Origin of the sequence: Lysinibacillus sphaericus (assembly GCF_001629735.1) — a bacterium.
GTDB lineage: Bacteria > Bacillota > Bacilli > Bacillales_A > Planococcaceae > Lysinibacillus > Lysinibacillus pinottii.
In genome coordinates this window covers 3,357,182-3,378,896 of sequence record NZ_CP015224.1, presented here as the reverse complement: position 1 = coordinate 3,378,896, position 21,715 = coordinate 3,357,182, and the positions used below count along the sequence as shown (strand labels likewise).

Sequence of the window (21,715 nt, the reverse complement as noted above, 5' to 3'; positions counted from 1 at the left end):
CTATATGGACGTGACAATACATTTTAAAGAAATTGATCATAAATTATTTGGCTTTGTTGAAGGTGAAATTGATACGTTTACGGCATCTGGATTACGTGAAGAATTGGAAGCTGTGAAGATTACAGAAGGAATGGAAATTGAACTTGATTTATCCAAGGTAAATTACATGGATAGTACAGGACTCGGGATTTTTGTTGCCTTTTACAAAAGAACATTACGTGAAAATGGCAAAGTGAAGCTCGTTGGTTTATCAACTAGATTACAAAGATTGTTTGAAATTACAGGACTAAGTGATTTGATGGATATCGAAACTGATAAAAAGGTGGAATTAAGATAATGAAGGAATTTGACTATATTGAAATTAGAGTTCCTGCTAAACCGCAATTTGTCAGTGTTATTCGGTTAACTGTCTCGGGCTTAGCAAGCAGGATTGGCTTTAATTATGATGATATCGAAGACTTAAAAATTGCTGCAAGTGAGGCTGTCACTAATGTCGTCCATCACGCTTATAAAGAAGATGAAGAAGGTGAAATCGTCATCGGATGTGCGTTATACGACAATAAAATGGAATTGATGATTGCTGACTACGGCAATAGTTTTAATTTCGAGGAAATTAAGACTAAGATTGGACCGTACCATCCTGAGGAAAATATTGCTGGGCTAAGAGAAGGTGGGTTAGGACTTTATTTAATGGAAACTTTGATGGATGAGGTGATGATCAATAACGATGGTGGCGTAACTGTCTTTATGACAAAGTATGTCACTAGGGAGCAGGTGGAAAAAAATGTCGAAAGAATCACTACATAAATCTTCATCCAAGGAAGATGTATTAAAGTGGATTGAATTGTACCAATCAACGGAGGATGATGAAGCGCAAACGAATTTAGTGATTCATTATCGATATCTAGTTGAGTCAATAGCACGTAAATATTCGAATGGTAAATCTTATTATGATGATATTGTTCAAGTAGGGATGCTGGGTTTATTAGGTGCAATCAGACGTTTTGATCCAAATGTTGGCCGGAGTTTTGAGGCATTTGCTGTCCCAACAATTGTTGGGGAAATCAAGCGCTTTTTACGTGATAAAACATGGGATGTTCATGTGCCTAGACGCATAAAAGAGATAGGGCCGAGAATCAAAACAACAGTGGAGGCGCTGACTATTGAATTGCAGCGTTCTCCGTCCATTCAAGAAATTGCCGAGCGTTTAGAGGTAGCGGAGGAAGAAGTATTAGAGGCTATGGAAATGAGTCGTAGCTATCAAGCTCTTTCTATGGATCATTCAATAGAGTCAGACTCAGATGGTAGTACAGTTACACTTTTCGATATTTTGGGTAGGGAAGACGATGGTTATGAAATGACTGATAAACGAATGATTGTTTCCGAGGCAATGGTTGTTTTGAATGAAAGAGAAAAACAAATCATTCAGCTTACATATTTAGAGCAATTAAGTCAAAAAGAAGCTGGAGAACAATTAGGAATTTCTCAAATGCATGTTTCTAGAATACAAAGAAAAGCAATCAAGAAATTACAAGAGGCTATTCTAGCAAGTGGCGGTGTATCGCTCTAATCCATCAATGGGTGTGCTGTGAATCATACTAAACACCTTTTAAATGTTTCAAAATAGTCTACTCCTTTTCGTTTGGGTAGACTATTTTTTTGCATTTTTAGTAATGTGTAATGGTAAAATGAAAAGAAAAAGGTAGTGATGATGTGGAACAAAAGCAAATGTTACAGCTCATTGCAAAAGATGTAGCGGTTAAACCAGGGCAAGTTGATGCTGTTATTAAATTATTAGAAGAGGGAAATACAGTTCCGTTTATTGCGCGTTATCGAAAAGAAGTAACGGGCTCTCTTGATGAGGTGCAAATTAAAGCTGTAGAGGATCGTTATCACTACATACAGCAGCTCGAACAACGGAAAGAAGAGGTTATCCGATTAATCCAAGAGCAAGAAAAGCTTACGCCAGAATTAGAAAAATCTATTCTTTCAGCAACAGTTCTACAACGTGTAGAGGATTTATATAGACCGTACAAGCAAAAGCGACGTACGAAGGCAACCATTGCAAAAGAAAAGGGATTAGAACCACTGGCCGATCTTTTATTAGCTTTTAGTCACGATACGTTAGAGCAACTAGCCATTAAATTTGTCGATCATGATCAAGTAGCCAATGCTGAAGACGCGCTTGCAGGGGCGAGAGATATTTTGGCAGAACGCTTTGCTGATGATGCTGCTATTCGAGAGAAAATTCGTACGTATTCTTTGAAAGATGGCGTACTTGTAACAAGTGTGAAAAATACAGAAATAGACGAGAAAAATGTATTTGAAATGTACTACGAATATGAGGAGCCTGTTAATCGAATTGTTCCGCATCGTATTTTAGCAATAAATCGTGGAGAAAAAGAGGATGTGTTAAAAGTTTCGATTCATGTTCCAGTGGATCGAGTATTGATGATTATGTGGAAGGAATGGATACCAGCAACGGGTTCATCCCCAGCTATTGCTGAAGTGAAGCTGGCTATCGAAGATTCATACAAGCGTTTGATTCAACCTTCTATAGAAAGAGAAATACGTAATGAGCTTACTGAAAAAGCAGAAACACAGGCGATTCATATTTTCTCAGCAAACTTACGGAATCTATTATTACAGCCGCCTATGAAAGGCAAATATGTCTTGGGCGTCGACCCAGCCTATCGTACAGGTTGTAAATTAGCTGTTGTCGACGAAACCGGGAAAATGCTAGAGGTTACCGCTATCTATCCACATCCCCCTAAACCAGATGTGGCAAAATCGAAAGCTGTTGTAAAAGCAATTTTAGCAAAATATCCAATAAGTATAATTGCTATTGGTAATGGAACAGCTTCCCGTGAAACAGAACAATTTATTGTTGATGTATTAAACGAGCTAACTACTGAAGTAGCCTACGTTATTGTGAATGAAGCGGGAGCATCTGTGTACTCAGCATCGGATATTGCTCGGGCGGAATTCCCTGATTTACAGGTTGAGCAACGAAGTGCCGTGTCTATTGCCCGACGTTTACAAGACCCTTTATCAGAGCTAGTAAAGATTGAACCAAAAGCAGTTGGAGTGGGTCAGTATCAGCATGATGTTTCTCAAAAGAAATTAAATGAATCACTAACATTTATAGTAGAAACAGCTGTTAACCAAGTGGGAGTTGATGTAAACACGGCCTCTTCATCACTTTTGCAATACGTTTCTGGATTATCAAAAACTGTTGCAGAGAATATTGTGAAGGTTCGAGAAGAAAATGGTCAATTCACTACCCGCGTGCAATTAAAAAAAATTCCAAGATTAGGTGCTAAAACCTATGAACAAGCCATTGGTTTCTTACGTATCTCCGAGGCGAAAAATCCATTTGACGCTACTGGCATCCACCCTGAAAGCTATCATCTTGCAGAACAGATTTTATCAGAGGCCAAAATCGATAAAAAAGAACTTGGAACGAAAAAAGCGGAAGAAGCAATTGCTGCTTTGGATATTCATCAATTAAGTGAAGTACTAGAGATTGGTGTTGTAACAATTCAAGATATAGTAGATACTTTAATGAAGCCAAGCCGTGATCCACGTGACGCGTTCCCGCAGCCATTGCTGAAAACAGATGTATTGAAAATGGAAGATTTAAAGGTTGGTATGGAGCTACAGGGGACTGTGCGGAATGTAGTAGACTTTGGAGCTTTTGTTGATATTGGTGTGAAGCAAGATGGACTTGTACACATATCTAAACTTCAAAATAAACGCATTAAACATCCATTAGAAGTTGTAGCGTTAGGAGATATTGTAACCGTTTGGGTAGAACAGATTGATGTTAGTAAAGGGCGAATTTCTTTAACAATGCTCCCTCCTAAAAATCAATTAATAGATTGAGTAATAAATTTTTACCACGCTGTGCATACTACACAGTGTGGTATTCTTGTTGTTGGAGGTGATCAAGTTGGACAATGAGGAACTACAACAGCTTGTATGTCGAATTTCTTTGGAAAGTTTTCAAAAGCCATTTATACACCAGGCTTACTTTAATGGAAGATTACGTTCAACAGGCGGTCGATATCTTTTACAATCACACAATATTGAAATCAATCCTAAAGCCTTTGAGTTATATGGTATTAAAGAAATCCAGGGCATTGTACTTCATGAACTATGTCATTACCACTTGCATATCGAAGGTAAAGGATATCAGCATCGAGATAAAGAATTCAGAGAACTATTAAAGAAAGTAAAGGCACCTCGTTTTTGTTCAGCGTTACATACTTCTAAACCATCAATTAAAAAGCAACGACGCTACACATATACCTGTGTTAATTGCCAGCAATTATATATAAGGAAAATTAAAATGAATGTTGAAAAGTATTGTTGTAGCAAGTGTTTGGGCAAGCTTGAATTATTAAAGTAAAAAAAAATAAAAAAAAGATTGACGTATTGTTTAGTTATCCCTATAATAGTAAAAGTCGACAAGATAACGACGACAATATAACACTTATTATTCCGAAGTAGCTCAGTTGGTAGTAGCACCTGACTGTTAATCAGGTTGTCGCAGGTTCGAGTCCTGCCTTCGGAGCCATGGCCCCTTGGTCAAGTGGTTAAGACACCGCCCTTTCACGGCGGTAACACGGGTTCGAATCCCGTAGGGGTCATTTTCATCATTTACTTTACAATAATATTGGTCCCGTGGTGTAGCGGTTAACATGCCTGCCTGTCACGCAGGAGATCGCCGGTTCGATCCCGGTCGGGACCGCCACTTATTGGGGTATAGCCAAGCGGTAAGGCAACGGATTTTGATTCCGTCATGCCTAGGTTCGAATCCTAGTACCCCAGCCATTCATTTCTTAATTTGAGCCATTAGCTCAGTTGGTAGAGCATCTGACTTTTAATCAGAGGGTCGAAGGTTCGAGTCCTTCATGGCTCATCTTTTATAAGAAAAAGGTTGACTTTCTATTATTATATAGTACAATGAGAAAGTTACTAATTGAATGCGGTCGTGGCGGAACGGCAGACGCGCTAGGTTGAGGGCCTAGTGGGGGCAACCCCGTGGAGGTTCAAGTCCTCTCGGCCGCACCAAAGTCACTTACAAAATCAATTAATTTATATGCGCCCGTAGCTCAATTGGATAGAGCGTCTGACTACGGATCAGAAGGTTGTGGGTTCGACTCCTGCCGGGCGCGCCATATTTTATTAAATAATGCGGGTGTAGTTTAATGGTAAAACCTCAGCCTTCCAAGCTGATGTCGTGAGTTCGATTCTCATCACCCGCTCCAAAAAAAAGCATTGACAACCTCTTGGTTGTTTGATAAGATTAAATAGTTGTCTGATTTGACAATGCTATGAACCTTGAAAACTGAACAAGCAAAACGTAATCAATAAAGTTTTAAGTAGCTAGCCTAGCTAGCCTAGCTAGTGAACGAAACAAAACTTTGGACATCAAAATGATGCCAGCAAAACAATTTGAGCTAATCAAATTTCTTTTATGGAGAGTTTGATCCTGGCTCAGGACGAACGCTGGCGGCGTGCCTAATACATGCAAGTCGAGCGAACAGAGAAGGAGCTTGCTCCTTTGACGTTAGCGGCGGACGGGTGAGTAACACGTGGGCAACCTACCTTATAGTTTGGGATAACTCCGGGAAACCGGGGCTAATACCGAATAATCTATTTCACCTCATGGTGAAATATTGAAAGACGGTTTCGGCTGTCGCTATAGGATGGGCCCGCGGCGCATTAGCTAGTTGGTGAGGTAACGGCTCACCAAGGCGACGATGCGTAGCCGACCTGAGAGGGTGATCGGCCACACTGGGACTGAGACACGGCCCAGACTCCTACGGGAGGCAGCAGTAGGGAATCTTCCACAATGGGCGAAAGCCTGATGGAGCAACGCCGCGTGAGTGAAGAAGGATTTCGGTTCGTAAAACTCTGTTGTAAGGGAAGAACAAGTACAGTAGTAACTGGCTGTACCTTGACGGTACCTTATTAGAAAGCCACGGCTAACTACGTGCCAGCAGCCGCGGTAATACGTAGGTGGCAAGCGTTGTCCGGAATTATTGGGCGTAAAGCGCGCGCAGGTGGTTTCTTAAGTCTGATGTGAAAGCCCACGGCTCAACCGTGGAGGGTCATTGGAAACTGGGAGACTTGAGTGCAGAAGAGGATAGTGGAATTCCAAGTGTAGCGGTGAAATGCGTAGAGATTTGGAGGAACACCAGTGGCGAAGGCGACTATCTGGTCTGTAACTGACACTGAGGCGCGAAAGCGTGGGGAGCAAACAGGATTAGATACCCTGGTAGTCCACGCCGTAAACGATGAGTGCTAAGTGTTAGGGGGTTTCCGCCCCTTAGTGCTGCAGCTAACGCATTAAGCACTCCGCCTGGGGAGTACGGTCGCAAGACTGAAACTCAAAGGAATTGACGGGGGCCCGCACAAGCGGTGGAGCATGTGGTTTAATTCGAAGCAACGCGAAGAACCTTACCAGGTCTTGACATCCCGTTGACCACTGTAGAGATATGGTTTCCCCTTCGGGGGCAACGGTGACAGGTGGTGCATGGTTGTCGTCAGCTCGTGTCGTGAGATGTTGGGTTAAGTCCCGCAACGAGCGCAACCCTTGATCTTAGTTGCCATCATTTAGTTGGGCACTCTAAGGTGACTGCCGGTGACAAACCGGAGGAAGGTGGGGATGACGTCAAATCATCATGCCCCTTATGACCTGGGCTACACACGTGCTACAATGGACGATACAAACGGTTGCCAACTCGCGAGAGGGAGCTAATCCGATAAAGTCGTTCTCAGTTCGGATTGTAGGCTGCAACTCGCCTACATGAAGCCGGAATCGCTAGTAATCGCGGATCAGCATGCCGCGGTGAATACGTTCCCGGGCCTTGTACACACCGCCCGTCACACCACGAGAGTTTGTAACACCCGAAGTCGGTGAGGTAACCTTTTGGAGCCAGCCGCCGAAGGTGGGATAGATGATTGGGGTGAAGTCGTAACAAGGTAGCCGTATCGGAAGGTGCGGCTGGATCACCTCCTTTCTAAGGATATTTTCGGAATACAAACCTAGGGTTTGTAAGATTACGTTTTGCGTTCAGTTTTGAAGGTTCATTCTTTCTGAATGAAATACTTCAAAACTTGTTCTTTGAAAACTGGATAAAACGACATTGAAATTGTAACAAACACATTTATTTTTTTAAGTTTTTTATAGGCTTAATAACATGATAAGGTTTTCAGACACGAGCAGTTCTAGGAAGCAATCGAGTAAATGAAGGAGCGTACTTCAGTACGTGACTGATTGAACGAGTGAGGCTGACAACGAAATGTGATGTGTATGGAAAGCTGATAGGTTAAGTTATTAAGGGCGCACGGCGAATGCCTTGGCACTAGGAGCCGAAGAAGGACGGCACTAACACCGATATGCTTCGGGGAGCTGTAAGTGAGCTTTGATCCGGAGATTTCCGAATGGGGGAACCCACTACGTTTAATCGCGTAGTATCTTGACGTGAATACATAGCGTCTTGAAGGCAGACCCAGGGAACTGAAACATCTAAGTACCTGGAGGAAGAGAAAGAAAAATCGATTCCCTGAGTAGCGGCGAGCGAAACGGGAAGAGCCCAAACCAAGAGGCTTGCCTCTTGGGGTTGTAGGACACTCAATACGGAGTTACAAAAGAGCGAGTTAGATGAAGCGACTTGGAAAGGTCCGCCAGAGCAGGTAAAAGCCCTGTAGTCGAAAGTTCGTTCTCTCCTGAGTGGATCCTGAGTACGGCGGAACACGTGAAATTCCGTCGGAATCCGGGAGGACCATCTCCCAAGGCTAAATACTACCTAGTGACCGATAGTGAACCAGTACCGTGAGGGAAAGGTGAAAAGCACCCCGGAAGGGGAGTGAAAGAGATCCTGAAACCGTGTGCCTACAAGTAGTTAGAGCCCGTTAATGGGTGATAGCGTGCCTTTTGTAGAATGAACCGGCGAGTTACGATTACGTGCGAGGTTAAGCTTTAGAAGGCGGAGCCGCAGCGAAAGCGAGTCTGAATAGGGCGAAATAGTACGTGGTCGTAGACCCGAAACCAGGTGATCTACCCATGTCCAGGGTGAAGGTAAGGTAACACTTACTGGAGGCCCGAACCCACGCACGTTGAAAAGTGCGGGGATGAGGTGTGGGTAGCGGAGAAATTCCAATCGAACTTGGAGATAGCTGGTTCTCTCCGAAATAGCTTTAGGGCTAGCCTCGTGATGAGAATACTGGAGGTAGAGCACTGTTTGGACTAGGGGGCCATCCCGGTTTACCGAATTCAGACAAACTCCGAATGCCAGATATTTATACACGGGAGTCAGACTGCGAGTGATAAGATCCGTAGTCAAAAGGGAAACAGCCCAGACCACCAGCTAAGGTCCCAAAGTAATCGTTAAGTGGAAAAGGATGTGGCGTTGCACAGACAACCAGGATGTTGGCTTAGAAGCAGCCATCATTTAAAGAGTGCGTAATAGCTCACTGGTCGAGTGACGCTGCGCCGAAAATGTATCGGGGCTAAACGATTCACCGAAGCTGTGGATTGACATCTACGATGTCAGTGGTAGGAGAGCGTTCTAAGTGCGTTGAAGTCAGACCGGAAGGACTGGTGGAGCGCTTAGAAGTGAGAATGCCGGTATGAGTAGCGAAAGACGGGTGAGAATCCCGTCCACCGTATGACTAAGGTTTCCTGAGGAAGGCTCGTCCGCTCAGGGTTAGTCGGGACCTAAGCCGAGGCCGATAGGCGTAGGCGATGGACAACAGGTTGATATTCCTGTACCACCTCCTCACCGTTTGAGAAATGGGGGGACGCAGTAGGATAGGGTAAGCGCGCTGTTGGTTATGCGCGTCCAAGCAGTAAGGCGTGTGTGTAGGCAAATCCGCACACTGTAACGTTGAGCTGTGATGGCGAGTCCGTATGGACGAAGTTCCTGATTTCACACTGCCAAGAAAAGCCTCTATCGAGGTGAGAGGTGCCCGTACCGCAAACCGACACAGGTAGTCGAGGAGAGAATCCTAAGGTGTGCGAGAGAACTCTCGTTAAGGAACTCGGCAAAATGACCCCGTAACTTCGGGAGAAGGGGTGCTCTTGAGCGTGCAAGCGCATGAGAGCCGCAGTGAATAGGCCCAGGCGACTGTTTAGCAAAAACACAGGTCTCTGCAAAACCGTAAGGTGACGTATAGGGGCTGACGCCTGCCCGGTGCTGGAAGGTTAAGAGGAGTGGTTAGCGCAAGCGAAGCTGCGAATTGAAGCCCCAGTAAACGGCGGCCGTAACTATAACGGTCCTAAGGTAGCGAAATTCCTTGTCGGGTAAGTTCCGACCCGCACGAAAGGCGTAACGATCTGGGCACTGTCTCAACGAGAGACTCGGTGAAATTATAGTACCTGTGAAGATGCAGGTTACCCGCGACAGGACGGAAAGACCCCGTGGAGCTTTACTGTAGCCTGATATTGAATTTTGGTACAACTTGTACAGGATAGGTAGGAGCCAGAGATCTCGGAGCGCCAGCTTCGAAGGAGGCGTCGGTGGGATACTACCCTGGTTGTATTGAAATTCTAACCCATGCCCCTTAGCGGGGCAGGAGACAGTGTCAGGCGGACAGTTTGACTGGGGCGGTCGCCTCCTAAAAGGTAACGGAGGCGCCCAAAGGTTCCCTCAGAATGGTTGGAAATCATTCGTAGAGTGTAAAGGCACAAGGGAGCTTGACTGCGAGACCTACAAGTCGAGCAGGGTCGAAAGACGGGCTTAGTGATCCGGTGGTTCCGCATGGAAGGGCCATCGCTCAACGGATAAAAGCTACCCCGGGGATAACAGGCTTATCTCCCCCAAGAGTCCACATCGACGGGGAGGTTTGGCACCTCGATGTCGGCTCATCGCATCCTGGGGCTGTAGTCGGTCCCAAGGGTTGGGCTGTTCGCCCATTAAAGCGGTACGCGAGCTGGGTTCAGAACGTCGTGAGACAGTTCGGTCCCTATCCGTCGTGGGCGTAGGAAATTTGAGAGGAGCTGTCCTTAGTACGAGAGGACCGGGATGGACACACCGCTGGTGTACCAGTTGTCTTGCCAAAGGCATCGCTGGGTAGCTATGTGTGGACGGGATAAGTGCTGAAAGCATCTAAGCATGAAGCCCCCCTCAAGATGAGATTTCCCATTACGCAAGTAAGTAAGATCCCTCAAAGACGATGAGGTAGATAGGTTCGAGGTGGAAGTGTGGTGACACATGGAGCTGACGAATACTAATCGATCGAGGACTTAACCAAAAAGTTTGAAGCATTCAATGAACCGTTTATCCAGTTTTGAAAGAATAATTTCTTTTATAAAGGGTTTCAAGATACGAGTAGTTCGAGGAAGCAATGGAGAGAGGGAAGGAGCGTACTCAAGTACGTGACTGACTGAACGACAGAAGCTGACGAAGAAATGCGATGTATATTGAAAGCCGAACATAGTCTAGTGATGATGGCAAAGAGGTCACACCCGTTCCCATACCGAACACGGAAGTTAAGCTCTTTAGCGCCGATGGTAGTTGGGGGCTTCCCCCTGTGAGAGTAGGACGTCGCTAGGCAACAAAAACAGTCAGCTGTGTGCTGACTGTTTTTTTAGTTAATTCTTTTTATGCATATTACTGTATTCTATCCAAAACTCGGCGTTTTTAATTCCAACTTCTCTTGGATCAAAAATAGGATCTAGACCGGCCTTTTTTTGTCGGTCATAATCTTGCAAAACTCGAATGGCTGGTTTGGTTAATAATACAATAGCAATAAAGTTCAAATAACTCATACTCCCAAATCCAATGTCTCCAAGTCCCCACATAAGACTAACAGATTGAACACTTCCAACATAAACAACTAGTAAGAAGACCATTTTTAATACTAATTTTAAAATGGGGAGGCGTAGCTTATTATCTAAATATACAATGGTTGTCTCTGCAATGTAGTAGTATGCCATTAATGTAGTGAACGCGAAAAGGAATATGGCTGTAGCCACGAAGCCACTTCCAAAATCATTGAACACTGTAGATACAGCTGCTTGTGTATAAGCAGTGCCTGCTACGACGCCTGGAATATTTTCAACTAATGGTGTCGTTGTTCCAGAAGGAGTAACATTATACATACCTGTAATGAGAATCATTAAAGCTGTAGCTGTACATACAATGATTGTATCAATATAGATGGAAAAACCCTGAACTAAACCTTGTTTAGCAGGGTGAGATACTTCAGCAGCAGCAGAACTAAATGTTGCTTCTCCCGCTCCAGCTACGTTTGAAAATACCGAGCGTCTTACACCCCAAGCGATTGCAGTCCCCACTATACCACCAAAAATGGCATTTGTACCAAAAGCACTTGTAATAATAAGTTTAACCATACCTGGAATTTCACTTACATTCGCCCCTAAAATAATGAGTGTTAAAATTACATAAGCAAGTGCCATGATAGGAACAACTTTATCTGCAACACGTGCTATACGCTTTACACCACCAAATATGATTAATCCTAAAAGAATAACAATTAAAGCACCTGTTATAAATGGTGGAATATGAAAAGCCGTATTAAAGGAAGTGGCAATGGTGTTCGCCTGGATTCCTGGCACTAGAACACCATATGAGAGACAGATCACACACGCAACAAATATAGCAAATCCCTTTAGTCTCAACCCCTTTTCGATATAATATGGTGACCCCCCGCGATACTGATCATCAGCCTTTTCTTTATATAATTGAGCAAGAGTAGATTCAATAAATGCACTTGCTCCACCTAAAAAGGCCATAATACCCATCCAAAATACTGCACCTGGTCCACCTGCAGCAATAGCCGTAGCCACTCCTGCAATATTACCAACACCAACCCGCCCAGACAATGCCATACAAAAGGCTTGGAACGATGAGATTCCTTCCTTTGACTCTTTCCGTTCACGTAATAATCGAATCATCTCAGGAATATAACGAAATTGAACAGCTTTTGTTAGGACGGTAAAATAAAGACCTACACCTAATGCTAAGTATACAAGTGCATTCCCCCAAATATAATCGACCAATGTATTAACGATTGTCTCCATAGATGTTTCCCCCTTGTTTTCTTAAATCAAAACGCGAAATTACCACCCCAAAAAATTGTGTTCGATCCATTATTAGCATTCATCTCGTTACCCAAATGATGACTAAAGTGTGTATACAGCTTTAATTTAGATGAATACTTAAATAGGCTAAAACCTCCCTTCATAATTTTTAGGCTCATCATATGTATTGCATGTTTTATGCCATAAAGTAAAAAAGCCTTTTACTCACGAAAATGAGTAAAAGACTTTTACACTTTCATATGGATTTTTAATGAATAGAAAGCGACCCAACAGATTCATTCCAAATTTGCTTCATTTGCTGACGGCCAGCTAAAATTTCTGGATGAAATTGAATATGTGCAGTGGCTCGTGTTTTTTCAACAGCCTGGATGGCAAGCTTAATATCATGGTTGGATGCTCCTCCATTTAGGTGTTGAGCAATTGTAAGAGCTGCAACCTCTCCCTGCGCTAATGCTACCTTGGCTCCTTCAATGCCCGTAATATTTCCTGCTACATATAATCCCTCTAAATTAGTTTCCATTTGTTCATTATGTAAAGGAATGAACCCACCTAATTGTTCGATGTAATGAAATGGACAACCTGCTAAAGAAGCAAGCTCTGCAAGAGGGTACAAACCACCAGCGATACAAATAAAATCTGCTTTGATATGTTGTTCGCTTCCTTTCACAATAGAGCCATCTGTATTCACTGTTGCTAAAATGACCCCTTCAACTTGATTTTTACCAACGATTTCAATAACAGCTTTACGTAACATAATAGGAATATCCCACATTTTCACACCATTTTTGGGATAAAAGGTAATACCAAGCTTTTTCATAAAGTCATTTTTCATCAATTTGCTGCCTATTTTAACAAGAGGGGAGGGAGCCATATGAGCCACATGCAATAATGAGGTCATAACTTCTAAAGGATTGCTATAACCCTCTGTTAATAAGTTAGTGGGGGGTAATGTAATAGCGGCTACATGAACACCTGCTAATTGTAATTCCATTGCAATAGCTGAAGAAAGTACATTAACTCCGACAATGACACCACGTTTTCCAGGTTTCACACGATGCACATTTGTCATTACTTGTGCTGCTCCAACAGACATGACCCCTGGAAGAGTCCAACCTGGAATAGGGAAAGGCGATTCGGCAGCTCCAGTAGCTAATAGCAGGTGTTGGGTACGAAATGCACCTTTAGTTGTATGGATGACCCACATTTGACCTATTTTTTCTAAGTCAGATACACTCGTTTGTAATAAAAATTCAACATGGACTGCTTTAGCTCGTTCTACTAAACGTTCTGATTCTACAATACCGTTCCACCATGTTCCTGGCTTCTCTTCATAAAGTTGTCCTAGTAATCGCCCTCCAGCATATAAATATTCATCGATAACAAGGACTGCAATATTTTTTTCTGCTAATGTAATAGCCGCCGCAAGACCCGCAGGACCAGCCCCAATTATAATTACTTTATTGTTCATCGTTCTTCCTCCAGTCTCTTACTGTCGTAGGAAGTGTCTGCCCACTTTTTACAGCCATGCCATCTGAAAGAGGAGTTAAGCATGCTCGTCCACCTTCTAAGCCATTTACATTGACACGGCATTCAAAACAATGACCAATATTACAATAGATGCCTCGGGGCTGGCCAGTTTCTTCGTGCAATCTTAAAGTGCGTATTCCTTGTGCTAGCAATGCAGCAGCTAGGGACTCGCCTTTGTAACCTTCAAACAAATGATCGTCATAAGTAAAAGTTACTTTTTCTTTTTGCGTTAAAGCCCCTAAAACTGGGTGGTTTATTATACGCTCTGTCATGATTTTACCTCCCCTAAATTGGAGAATCGTACTGGTCGAATAGGGGCTTGATGTTTTAATGAAACTTCATCATTTTTGCGAGGATGATGAAGATGAGCAATAGAATCTACCATGGTACGGCATGTACGACCGCCACAATAGCCCATTCCTGCACGCGTTCGTAATTTCAGTTCTCGTGCAGAGCACTTATATTTTGATGCGCTTTCTACTAATTCATCGTAACTAATTTCTTCACAACGGCATACAATCATAGATTTATTTTGCATAGTTCCACCTCTACTATATAAAATACTTAACATAGTACATAATGCAAAAACTATGCCAAAGAAAAAAATAAATATGAAGGGGATATCTAGTTGAATGTGAATAATGTGTATAAAAATATTGACATATATTTAATAAAATTAGACATCTATGTTTAATTTCTTTAATCGATTATATAAAGTGGCGCGAGTAATACCTAAGTTTTTAGCACATGTTTTTTTATTACCATTTACTTTGGCAAGCTGGTCTAAAATTATTTCACGTTCATAATGTTCAAGCTGATTGTTAAGCTCTGTTCCTAGAGGAAAATCTATCTTAACGTCCATTGCTTTATCTTTTGGCATCACCGCTAAAATATCAGTAGGGAGGTCTTCCATATGAATGGCCCCCTCATCAGAAAATACAACCAGTCGCTCGATAACGTTCGATAATTCACGGACATTGCCTGGCCAATGGTATTTTAAAAGAGCATTTGCTATTTCAGTTGGGATTCCTTGAATAGGTCGATTATATTTAATTGACTTTTCATATAAAAAGTAATTGCTAATTTCTAATATATCTGATGCCCGCTCCCTAAGAGGAGGAACGGTGAAATTCACCACATTTAGTCGATAATATAAATCTTCTCTAAATTTCCCCTCTGTCACCAATTGCTTCAAATCTCTATTAGTAGCTGCTACTAGGTTAAATTCGACATCCATTTCCTTTGTACCACCAACTGTATAAAAGGTCTTTTCCTGTAGTAATCGCAAAATTTTGACTTGCATTTCTAATGGCATCTCACCGATTTCATCTAAAAATAAAGTACCTCCACGTGCAAGCTCTACCTTACCTTTTTTTCCTTTTTGATGGGCACCAGAAAAAGCTCCTTTTTCATAACCAAAAATCTCACTTTCAAATAGGCCACTTGGAATGGCACCACAATTGATAGCAACAAAGGGTGCTTCAGACTTTTCTCGAATAGCATGAACCGCACGTGCAAATAATTCTTTACCAACGCCACTCTCTCCGTAAATTAAAATATTTGCCTCGGTTTCTGCGACCTTTTTTACTTTTTCTAATACTTCTTTAAGCTTTGGACTATTGCCACGAATAAGGGTGAACGGGTCAAATGCTAAACCATTAGTACTCATCTGTTTCTCTAAATTTAATAATTTCTCAGATGTAATATGGAGCTCTTCGTTTAATTTTTTGACATGGGTAATATCTGTTTCAGCAACGACTGCCCCAATTGTCTTATTATGCAGCATAACTGGATTAGAATTAATCATGACGACGAGATCTTCCCGAGGAAAATGCTGCTGTTGATAAACAGATTTTCTATGCTGTAAAGTATGTAAAATTTCTAGTTGATCTTCTTTGAAAAAATGAGTGATTGGCTTTCCGATAATATTTTCTCCTGACACAGAAAAAATGCTTTCGGCTCCTTTCGTCCAATAAACTACATTTTGTTCAGCATTAATGACTGTGCATGATTCATTTATTGTATTTAAAATGGTTTGTAAATAAGCATTTCCACATTCTAATTCATAGGCAAGATCGTAGGCTAAGGACTCTCTCCGTAAATATCCTAAATATTTTTTTTCCTCATTACAAACTAGTAAAAATTCGTATTCCTTCATATATTCAATAGCATTCTTGAGTGGGCAATCCAACTGGATGGTATGACAGGCAACATAGTGAACATCGTTTTTTCTTTTACCGCGAACTGCTCCATAAGGTTTATGATTTTCAATCACAAAATATTGCTTGCTGGCATCGTTTATTTTGGAAACAATATCGTCAGTAGATGTTATAGCAAAATTCCGCTTTAATATTTTATTCATTATTAAATGATATGGATGCAAGGTAAGTACCCCCTCATTTTTAATTTGTCTAATTATTTAGAATAATATAAATAATTTTGACACATAGTGCCTAGTTTATCAAACAAATTCCAGTTTGGGAGGTTGGCATGTTTTTTGCATCATACAGTCATGAATAGAAAGGAGGAGGGAGATATGAAGAATTCCCATCATGATATCGTAATTATTGGCGGTGGCATTATTGGTGGAGCAATAGCTTATTATTGTGCAAAGGCGGGCCTAGATATCACAGTACTTGAAAAAAACGAACTTGCAAGTGGGACTTCTTCTCGTTGTGATGGCAATATTTTAGCTATTGATAAAGATCCTGGCTTTGACAGTCAAATGTCTTTAGTCAGTCAAAGATTGGTTCATGAGTTAAATAGAGAGTTAGATATGAGCTTTGAATATCGGAATCCTGGCAGCATTCTTGTCTGTGAAAGTGAGCTAGAGATGGAGGCTGCACAGCAATGGGTTAATCGTCAACAAGAGGCGGGTCTAGATTTTACAATGTTAGATCGTGAGGACCTGCGGAACGAATCAAAATACTTCGCAGATGATTTATACGGTGGATTGGAATGTAAAACGGATTCAACAGTGAACCCATACATGCTGACATTTTCTATGTTTCACTCCGCTGAAAAATTGGGTGCAAAGATAAAAAAACATACAGAGGTCAAAAATATTAAGAAGCAGCCAGATGATACATTTTCACTTGAAACGAATGAGGGGTGGATAACCGCAAATAAAGTCATTAATGCTTGCGGAATTTGGGCACCGTTTATTGGACAAATGCTTAGTGTTGATATTCCCATTAAACCTCGTAAAGGACATATTTTGGTGGCATCACGTCAGGAACCAGTAGGACTAAGAAAAGTTATGGAATTTGGTTATTTAATTTCAAAGTTTGGTGGAGAGCGTAAGGTGGATGCGGATATTGAAAAATACGGAGTAGCCTTAGTGTTTGAGCCGACAGAGGCACAAAATTTTTTAATAGGAAGTAGTCGAGAATTTGTAGGATTTGACACGAAGGTGAATCATGATGTGGCAAAAATGATTGCTAGACGTGCGGTACGCTTCTATCCAAAAATTGCTGATATGTCGATTATTCGTACATATGCAGGGTTAAGACCATGGACAGAAGATCATTTACCTATTATTTGTGAAGTAGAGGAAGTACCTGGCTTCTATATCGCTGCAGGTCATGAAGGAGATGGCATTAGCTTAGCTGCAGTTACCGGAAAGCTTATCCAAGAATTACTACAGCACAAAGATTCATGCATTCCTACTGAACCGGTTCATCTTAGTCGTTTTCAGAAAGGAGTGCTTCACGAATGAATTTTCAAAAACTATTTACGACCATTGATACACACACGGGTGGAAATCCGACCCGTTCATTAATAAGTGGGATGCCCAAGCTTGAAGGCAAAACTATGTCTGAAAAAATGTTATTTATGCAAGAGAATTATGACTGGATTCGAAAATTTCTTATGAATGAGCCACGAGGGCATAGTGTAATGTCAGGTGTTATCATTACAGAACCTTGCCAACCAGAAGCCGATTTCGGAGTGATTTATATTGAAACAGGTGGTTATTTACCAATGTGTGGACATGACACAATAGGTGTTTGTACAGCACTTATTGAAGCGAATTTAATAGAGGTTACTACACCCTTTACAAATATAAAATTGGACACACCTGCAGGTTTAATTGATGTACAGATTAAAGTAACGGATGGTGTAGCGAAGGAAGTGACCTTTAAAAATGTACCATCCTTTTTATTAAAAACAATTGAAATTAATGATTCTGAGCTAGGTGTAGTGGAATGTGAAATAGCATATGGTGGGAATTTTTACGGCATTATTGATGCTAGAAAAATCAATCTAGACTTAGCTGTAGACAATTCGACGAAGATTATTAACACGGCTATTCGTCTCCGCAATGCTGTGAATGCTGTGGAGGATATTGTCCATCCGGAGTACTCGTTTATCCATGGACTTACACATATTGAGTTTTATACAGATCCAGTTAACCCATTAGCTGATTTAAAAAATACAGTTGTTGTTCCGCCAGGAGGAATCGACCGTTCTCCTTGTGGCACTGGTACATCTGCCAAAATTGCTACACTCTATTTAAAAAATAAGCTCGTTCTCAATGAGTCCTTCGTCTATGAAAGTATTGTGGGGACAATGTTTAAAGCACGTGTACTAGAAGAAGTAACTATTAGTGGTTTAACAGCTGTTATTCCGGAGGTAACAGGGTCTGCATGGATAATGGGGATGCATCGTTTTTTTTACAATGATCAGGACCCATTAAAAGAAGGCTATTTGATGATTCCACCAATGGATCACTAAGGGAGGATAAACATGAATTTTCATAAGTCTTTTCAAACGATAGATACACAAGTAGTGGGAGAAGCCTTTCGCATTATTGTGCAATCTCCAATCATGCTGATGCATGAAGATATTTTGGAAGCGGATCATCAGTTAAATACACAATTTGAAGATACAAAACAATTGCTGTTGAATGAGCCGAGAGGACATCGTGGAATGAATGGCTGTCTTGTTTTACCATCCGCTATTGCTTCCTATCGATTATTATTTTTCCAGCATGCAGCTTCTACAAATTTTAAGTATGAAGCACTTGTAGCCACAATGACTGCATTGATTGAACAAGGAACAATAGAACTCTCAAAAAATAATACTTACTCTATTGAAACAGTCAAAGGTGTCTATGAAGCCTATGTCAAGCTTTCTGAAAAGAGAGATGCAGTATTATCAGTTCATTTAATATTGAAGCCAGCACAATTAGAAGGTGAGCAAGTCATTATCGATAATGAGCGACGATACATTGTTGTAGAAAAACCACAGCAATTTAAAGCAATTGTTTTAGAAGAATTAGCAGAAATCAGTACATGGGGATTACTAGAAAGTGAGAAATATAGTACGGCAGATGGGGTCATTATGTATGAACAATTAAATAGCTCTGTCAGGTCCGTTACCTTTGAGCGAGATGGCTATATATTACGTTCACCTGGTGTAGACAGTATATTGGCATTAATAGCAGTTTTAGGGGAAGAGGCTGTCAGAAAAAATGACAGTATTTTTGGTAGTAGCATTGAAATTATACAAAAACATGAAGCTGGCTACGAAGTTGCATTAACAGCTTATATCACAGGAATCCATCAATTTGTAGTGGACCGTGAAGATCCTTTGCATCATGGATTTATCATTGTGTAATAAAAGAGTTTAGAGGAGGAAGAAAAGATGAAAAAACTTGAAGGTGTATTTCCTGTATTAGTAACGCCGATGAAAAATCAAACAGACATTGATTGGGACGGTTACCGACAAAATATTGAACATTTTATTGAAGCTGGGGTCACAGGTATTGCTATTAATGGTAGTACGGGTGAATTTGTAAGTTTAACTAAAGAAGAACGGTTTAAAGCAGTAGAAGTAGCTGTAGATCAAATTAAAGGGCGAATGACATTGATTGTTGGGACAGCAGCTGAAACAACTGCAGAGGCAATCATCTATACACAGCAGGCAGAACAGGCTGGTGCAGATGCAGCATTATTAATTAATTCCTATTACGCACATCCAAAAGATGAGGAAATATATGTTCATTTTAAATCAGTAGCCGAATCTGTAAAATTTCCCATCATGATCTATAATAACCCGTTTACTTCGGGGGTAGATATTGGCTTAGAAACGATTTTAAAAGTAGGTAGAGATGTTCCAAATATTACACATATTAAAGAATCGAGCGGCAGTATTGGTAAAGCGCGTGATATCGTACGTCAAGGTCAAAATGATATAGAAGTATTTTGTGGCTCTGAGGACTTAGCTATCGAATCACTTTTAGTTGGGGCTGTTGGGTGGATTTCTGTATCTGGAAATATTGTGCCAGAGCTTGTCACAAAATTATATAGTCAAGTAAAAGAGGGGAACTTAGAGGCAGCTTGGGCAATTTACGATCGTTTATTACCTTTATGTGCATTTTTAGAGGGATCGGGTAAATATGTACAAATTACCAAACGTGCAATGGAATTAAAAGGGTGGGCAGGGGGGCCCTGTCGTCTACCACGACTCCCACTAACAGAGGAAGAAGATGCACAACTAAAAGCAATTATGACTAATTTAGACGTACTGGCAATCGAACATTATTAATGGAAAAGGGGGGAAGACTGATGGAGGCAGTGTTGACATTAAAGCCACAAATAAAGGAATTTCTGCAGTCTACAATTGGCTTATATATCGATGGTAAATATGTGCAAGCTCAATCAGGTAAAACATTAAATGTTTTAAATCCTGCTAATGAAGAGGTCATTGCCGTAGTAAGTGAAGCACAGGCAGAAGATATCGATCTAGCCGTGCATGCTGCTCAACAAGCTTTTGAAGGTCAATGGTCAATGATGGAGGCAGCTGAACGCTCACGAATTATTTATAAATTGGCAGATTTACTAGAAGAGCATCGTGAAGAGCTGGCACAGCTAGAATCATTAGACAATGGAAAACCATATAAAGCTGCTCTTGCAGATGATGTGGATGGCACAGTTCAACATTTCCGTTATTATGCAGGCTGGGCAACAAAAATTACAGGACAGACTGTACAAGTGTCAAAGGATTACTTAAATTACATTGTACATGAGCCCGTTGGAGTTGTAGGTCAAATTATTCCTTGGAATTTTCCTCTTGCAATGGCGGCATGGAAGCTAGGGGCAGCGTTAGCTGTAGGATGTACGGTTGTCATCAAACCAGCAGCTGAAACGCCATTGTCGTTATTATATGTTGGCCAGTTAATGAAACAAGCTGGTTTTCCAGATGGTGTAGTAAATATTGTTCCAGGTACGGGAGAGGCGGGTGAAGCGATAGTTACACATAAAGGTGTAGCAAAAGTAGCCTTCACTGGGTCAACAAAGACGGGAATACACGTGATGAAAAAGGCTGCTGATGATGTGAAAAGTATAACATTAGAGCTTGGAGGAAAATCGCCTGCTATTGTGTTACCAGATGCAGATGTCGAGGAAGCGATCGAAGGAACTTTTGCTGGTACGATGTACAATCATGGACAAAACTGTAGTGCATGTACGCGGGTATTTGTGCATAGTAGTCTATACAATCTATTTATTGAACGACTCGCAGAAAAGGCTAAAGCATTAAAGATAGGGTCAGGTTTAGACCCAGAAACAGATATGGGTCCATTAGTGTCACAAAAGCAATTAAATACAGTTCTTGATTATATCGAAAAAGGAAAAGAGGAGGGTGCTCGTATAGTAGCAGGTGGCGATCGAGCACTGGAAAAGGGATATTTTGTCCAACCAACTATCTTTGCTGATGTACAGGACACGATGATAATTGCTCAAGAAGAGATTTTCGGACCAGTGATGTCCATTCTGTCGTTTGAAACAGTAGATGAGGTAATCGTACGTGCTAATAATAGTAAGTATGGACTTGCTGCAAGCATTTGGACTGAAAATGTAAAAAAGGCACATTATATAGCTAGTAAACTACAAGCTGGGACCGTATGGATTAATGATTTCGGTTTAGAATGGGAAACGATGCCATTTGGTGGTTACAAACAGTCAGGAATTGGTCGCGAAATGGGCGGTGAATATGGTTTGTCCAATTACACTGAGGTGAAAAGTGTATTTGTTAATATGAAGCAATAATTAGTGAGTATGCATTAAATTTGTATAGAAGTAAAAGGAGCTAACTTCAATAGATAGC

Annotated in this window: 15 protein-coding genes, 8 tRNA genes and 3 rRNA genes; 21 read left to right on the top strand and 5 right to left on the bottom strand. The window is 41.3% G+C overall.

The genetic code is table 11. The annotated features are described in order from the left end of the window. Positions 1–4: 4 nt before the first annotated feature. The 16 genes from A2J09_RS16575 (at position 5) to rrf (ending at position 10,568) form a co-directional block, all read left to right on the top strand. Complete coding sequence (locus A2J09_RS16575) at positions 5–337, top strand: STAS domain-containing protein (protein ID WP_031416479.1); 333 nt, start codon at positions 5–7, stop codon at positions 335–337. Continuing rightward, positions 337–807, top strand: a complete 471-nt coding sequence (rsbW, locus tag A2J09_RS16570) for an anti-sigma B factor RsbW (RefSeq protein WP_008177047.1) — start codon at positions 337–339, stop codon at positions 805–807. The genes A2J09_RS16575 and rsbW overlap by 1 nt, the downstream gene beginning before the upstream one ends. Continuing rightward, positions 785–1,570 carry an RNA polymerase sigma factor SigB gene (gene sigB / locus A2J09_RS16565; RefSeq protein WP_012295782.1) on the top strand — a complete coding sequence of 262 codons (786 nt, stop codon included), beginning with the start codon at positions 785–787 and terminating at the stop codon, positions 1,568–1,570. The genes rsbW and sigB overlap by 23 nt, the downstream gene beginning before the upstream one ends. Before the next feature lie 143 nt (positions 1,571–1,713). Then, the gene (locus A2J09_RS16560) at positions 1,714–3,885 is read left to right on the top strand and encodes a Tex family protein (protein ID WP_012295781.1); all 2,172 of its coding nucleotides are present in this window, start codon (positions 1,714–1,716) and stop codon (positions 3,883–3,885) included. Between the two features lie 67 nt (positions 3,886–3,952). Beyond that, on the top strand, positions 3,953–4,411 hold the full coding sequence (locus tag A2J09_RS16555; protein WP_012295780.1) for a SprT family protein: 459 nt from the start codon (positions 3,953–3,955) through the stop codon (positions 4,409–4,411). A gap of 91 nt (positions 4,412–4,502) precedes the next feature. Continuing rightward, positions 4,503–4,579: transfer RNA gene (locus A2J09_RS16550), tRNA-Asn, on the top strand. A gap of 1 nt (position 4,580) precedes the next feature. Beyond that, positions 4,581–4,652, top strand: a tRNA-Glu gene (locus A2J09_RS16545). A gap of 28 nt (positions 4,653–4,680) precedes the next feature. Further along, a tRNA-Asp gene (locus A2J09_RS16540) sits at positions 4,681–4,756 on the top strand. A 5-nt stretch (positions 4,757–4,761) separates the two neighbouring features. Then, positions 4,762–4,836, top strand: a tRNA-Gln gene (locus tag A2J09_RS16535). Positions 4,837–4,851: 15 nt separating this feature from the next. After that, positions 4,852–4,924 (top strand) — tRNA-Lys (locus A2J09_RS16530). Between the two features lie 66 nt (positions 4,925–4,990). Next, a tRNA-Leu gene (locus A2J09_RS16525) sits at positions 4,991–5,076 on the top strand. A 30-nt stretch (positions 5,077–5,106) separates the two neighbouring features. After that, positions 5,107–5,183 (top strand) — tRNA-Arg (locus A2J09_RS16520). Positions 5,184–5,199: 16 nt separating this feature from the next. After that, positions 5,200–5,273, top strand: a tRNA-Gly gene (locus A2J09_RS16515). A gap of 206 nt (positions 5,274–5,479) precedes the next feature. Continuing rightward, a 16S ribosomal RNA gene (locus A2J09_RS16510) occupies positions 5,480–7,031 on the top strand. A gap of 307 nt (positions 7,032–7,338) precedes the next feature. Beyond that, positions 7,339–10,266, top strand: a 23S ribosomal RNA gene (locus A2J09_RS16505). Positions 10,267–10,452: 186 nt separating this feature from the next. After that, a 5S ribosomal RNA gene (gene rrf, locus A2J09_RS16500) occupies positions 10,453–10,568 on the top strand. The 16S, 23S and 5S rRNA genes sit together here with 8 tRNA genes alongside, the layout of an rRNA operon. Before the next feature lie 38 nt (positions 10,569–10,606). Here the strand turns inward: rrf and A2J09_RS16495 are convergent. From A2J09_RS16495 to A2J09_RS16475, 5 genes are all read right to left on the bottom strand, one after another. Next, the gene (locus A2J09_RS16495) at positions 10,607–12,058 is read right to left on the bottom strand and encodes an alanine/glycine:cation symporter family protein (protein WP_012291911.1); all 1,452 of its coding nucleotides are present in this window, start codon (positions 12,056–12,058) and stop codon (positions 10,607–10,609) included. Between the two features lie 268 nt (positions 12,059–12,326). Next, positions 12,327–13,547 (bottom strand): NAD(P)/FAD-dependent oxidoreductase, encoded by a 1,221-nt coding sequence (locus A2J09_RS16490; protein WP_012291912.1) that lies wholly within the window; start codon positions 13,545–13,547, stop codon positions 12,327–12,329. Next, a complete protein-coding gene (locus tag A2J09_RS16485) occupies positions 13,537–13,878 on the bottom strand; it encodes a (2Fe-2S)-binding protein (protein ID WP_012291913.1) in 342 nt (113 codons plus the stop codon). The genes A2J09_RS16490 and A2J09_RS16485 overlap by 11 nt, the downstream gene beginning before the upstream one ends. Further along, complete coding sequence (locus A2J09_RS16480) at positions 13,875–14,144, bottom strand: (2Fe-2S)-binding protein (RefSeq protein ID WP_012291914.1); 270 nt, start codon at positions 14,142–14,144, stop codon at positions 13,875–13,877. Before A2J09_RS16480 ends, A2J09_RS16485 begins: the two co-directional genes overlap by 4 nt. A gap of 138 nt (positions 14,145–14,282) precedes the next feature. Beyond that, positions 14,283–15,989 carry a sigma-54 interaction domain-containing protein gene (locus A2J09_RS16475; protein WP_231112972.1) on the bottom strand — a complete coding sequence of 569 codons (1,707 nt, stop codon included), beginning with the start codon at positions 15,987–15,989 and terminating at the stop codon, positions 14,283–14,285. Positions 15,990–16,142: 153 nt separating this feature from the next. On the opposite strand from A2J09_RS16475, the gene A2J09_RS16470 reads away from it, so the two are divergent. From A2J09_RS16470 to A2J09_RS16450, 5 genes are read left to right on the top strand one after another with little or no spacing between them, the layout of a single operon-like run. Continuing rightward, positions 16,143–17,324: an NAD(P)/FAD-dependent oxidoreductase gene (locus tag A2J09_RS16470; protein ID WP_036160363.1), complete on the top strand. Its 1,182-nt coding sequence runs from the start codon at positions 16,143–16,145 to the stop codon at positions 17,322–17,324. Further along, positions 17,321–18,340 (top strand): proline racemase family protein, encoded by a 1,020-nt coding sequence (locus tag A2J09_RS16465; protein WP_012291917.1) that lies wholly within the window; start codon positions 17,321–17,323, stop codon positions 18,338–18,340. The genes A2J09_RS16470 and A2J09_RS16465 overlap by 4 nt, the downstream gene beginning before the upstream one ends. A gap of 12 nt (positions 18,341–18,352) precedes the next feature. After that, a complete protein-coding gene (locus A2J09_RS16460) occupies positions 18,353–19,225 on the top strand; it encodes a proline racemase family protein (protein WP_012291918.1) in 873 nt (290 codons plus the stop codon). Between the two features lie 27 nt (positions 19,226–19,252). Continuing rightward, the gene (dapA, locus tag A2J09_RS16455; protein ID WP_012291919.1) at positions 19,253–20,155 is read left to right on the top strand and encodes a 4-hydroxy-tetrahydrodipicolinate synthase; all 903 of its coding nucleotides are present in this window, start codon (positions 19,253–19,255) and stop codon (positions 20,153–20,155) included. Between the two features lie 20 nt (positions 20,156–20,175). Beyond that, a complete protein-coding gene (locus tag A2J09_RS16450) occupies positions 20,176–21,657 on the top strand; it encodes an aldehyde dehydrogenase family protein (RefSeq protein ID WP_036160366.1) in 1,482 nt (493 codons plus the stop codon). Positions 21,658–21,715 lie beyond the last annotated feature (58 nt).

Excerpts from the sequence above, each read along its gene's own strand:
- A2J09_RS16465 (WP_012291917.1), top strand. The coding sequence starts at position 17,321 with ATGAATTTTCAAAAACTATTTACGACCATTGATACACACACGGGTGGA.
- sigB (WP_012295782.1), top strand. The coding sequence starts at position 785 with ATGTCGAAAGAATCACTACATAAATCTTCATCCAAGGAAGATGTATTA.
- A2J09_RS16575 (WP_031416479.1), top strand. The coding sequence starts at position 5 with ATGGACGTGACAATACATTTTAAAGAAATTGATCATAAATTATTTGGC.
- A2J09_RS16495 (WP_012291911.1), bottom strand. The coding sequence starts at position 12,058 with ATGGAGACAATCGTTAATACATTGGTCGATTATATTTGGGGGAATGCA.
- dapA (WP_012291919.1), top strand. The coding sequence starts at position 19,253 with ATGAAAAAACTTGAAGGTGTATTTCCTGTATTAGTAACGCCGATGAAA.
- rsbW (WP_008177047.1), top strand. The coding sequence starts at position 337 with ATGAAGGAATTTGACTATATTGAAATTAGAGTTCCTGCTAAACCGCAA.
- A2J09_RS16480 (WP_012291914.1), bottom strand. The coding sequence starts at position 14,144 with ATGCAAAATAAATCTATGATTGTATGCCGTTGTGAAGAAATTAGTTAC.
- A2J09_RS16490 (WP_012291912.1), bottom strand. The coding sequence starts at position 13,547 with ATGAACAATAAAGTAATTATAATTGGGGCTGGTCCTGCGGGTCTTGCG.
- A2J09_RS16485 (WP_012291913.1), bottom strand. The coding sequence starts at position 13,878 with ATGACAGAGCGTATAATAAACCACCCAGTTTTAGGGGCTTTAACGCAA.
- A2J09_RS16460 (WP_012291918.1), top strand. The coding sequence starts at position 18,353 with ATGAATTTTCATAAGTCTTTTCAAACGATAGATACACAAGTAGTGGGA.
- A2J09_RS16470 (WP_036160363.1), top strand. The coding sequence starts at position 16,143 with ATGAAGAATTCCCATCATGATATCGTAATTATTGGCGGTGGCATTATT.
- A2J09_RS16450 (WP_036160366.1), top strand. The coding sequence starts at position 20,176 with ATGGAGGCAGTGTTGACATTAAAGCCACAAATAAAGGAATTTCTGCAG.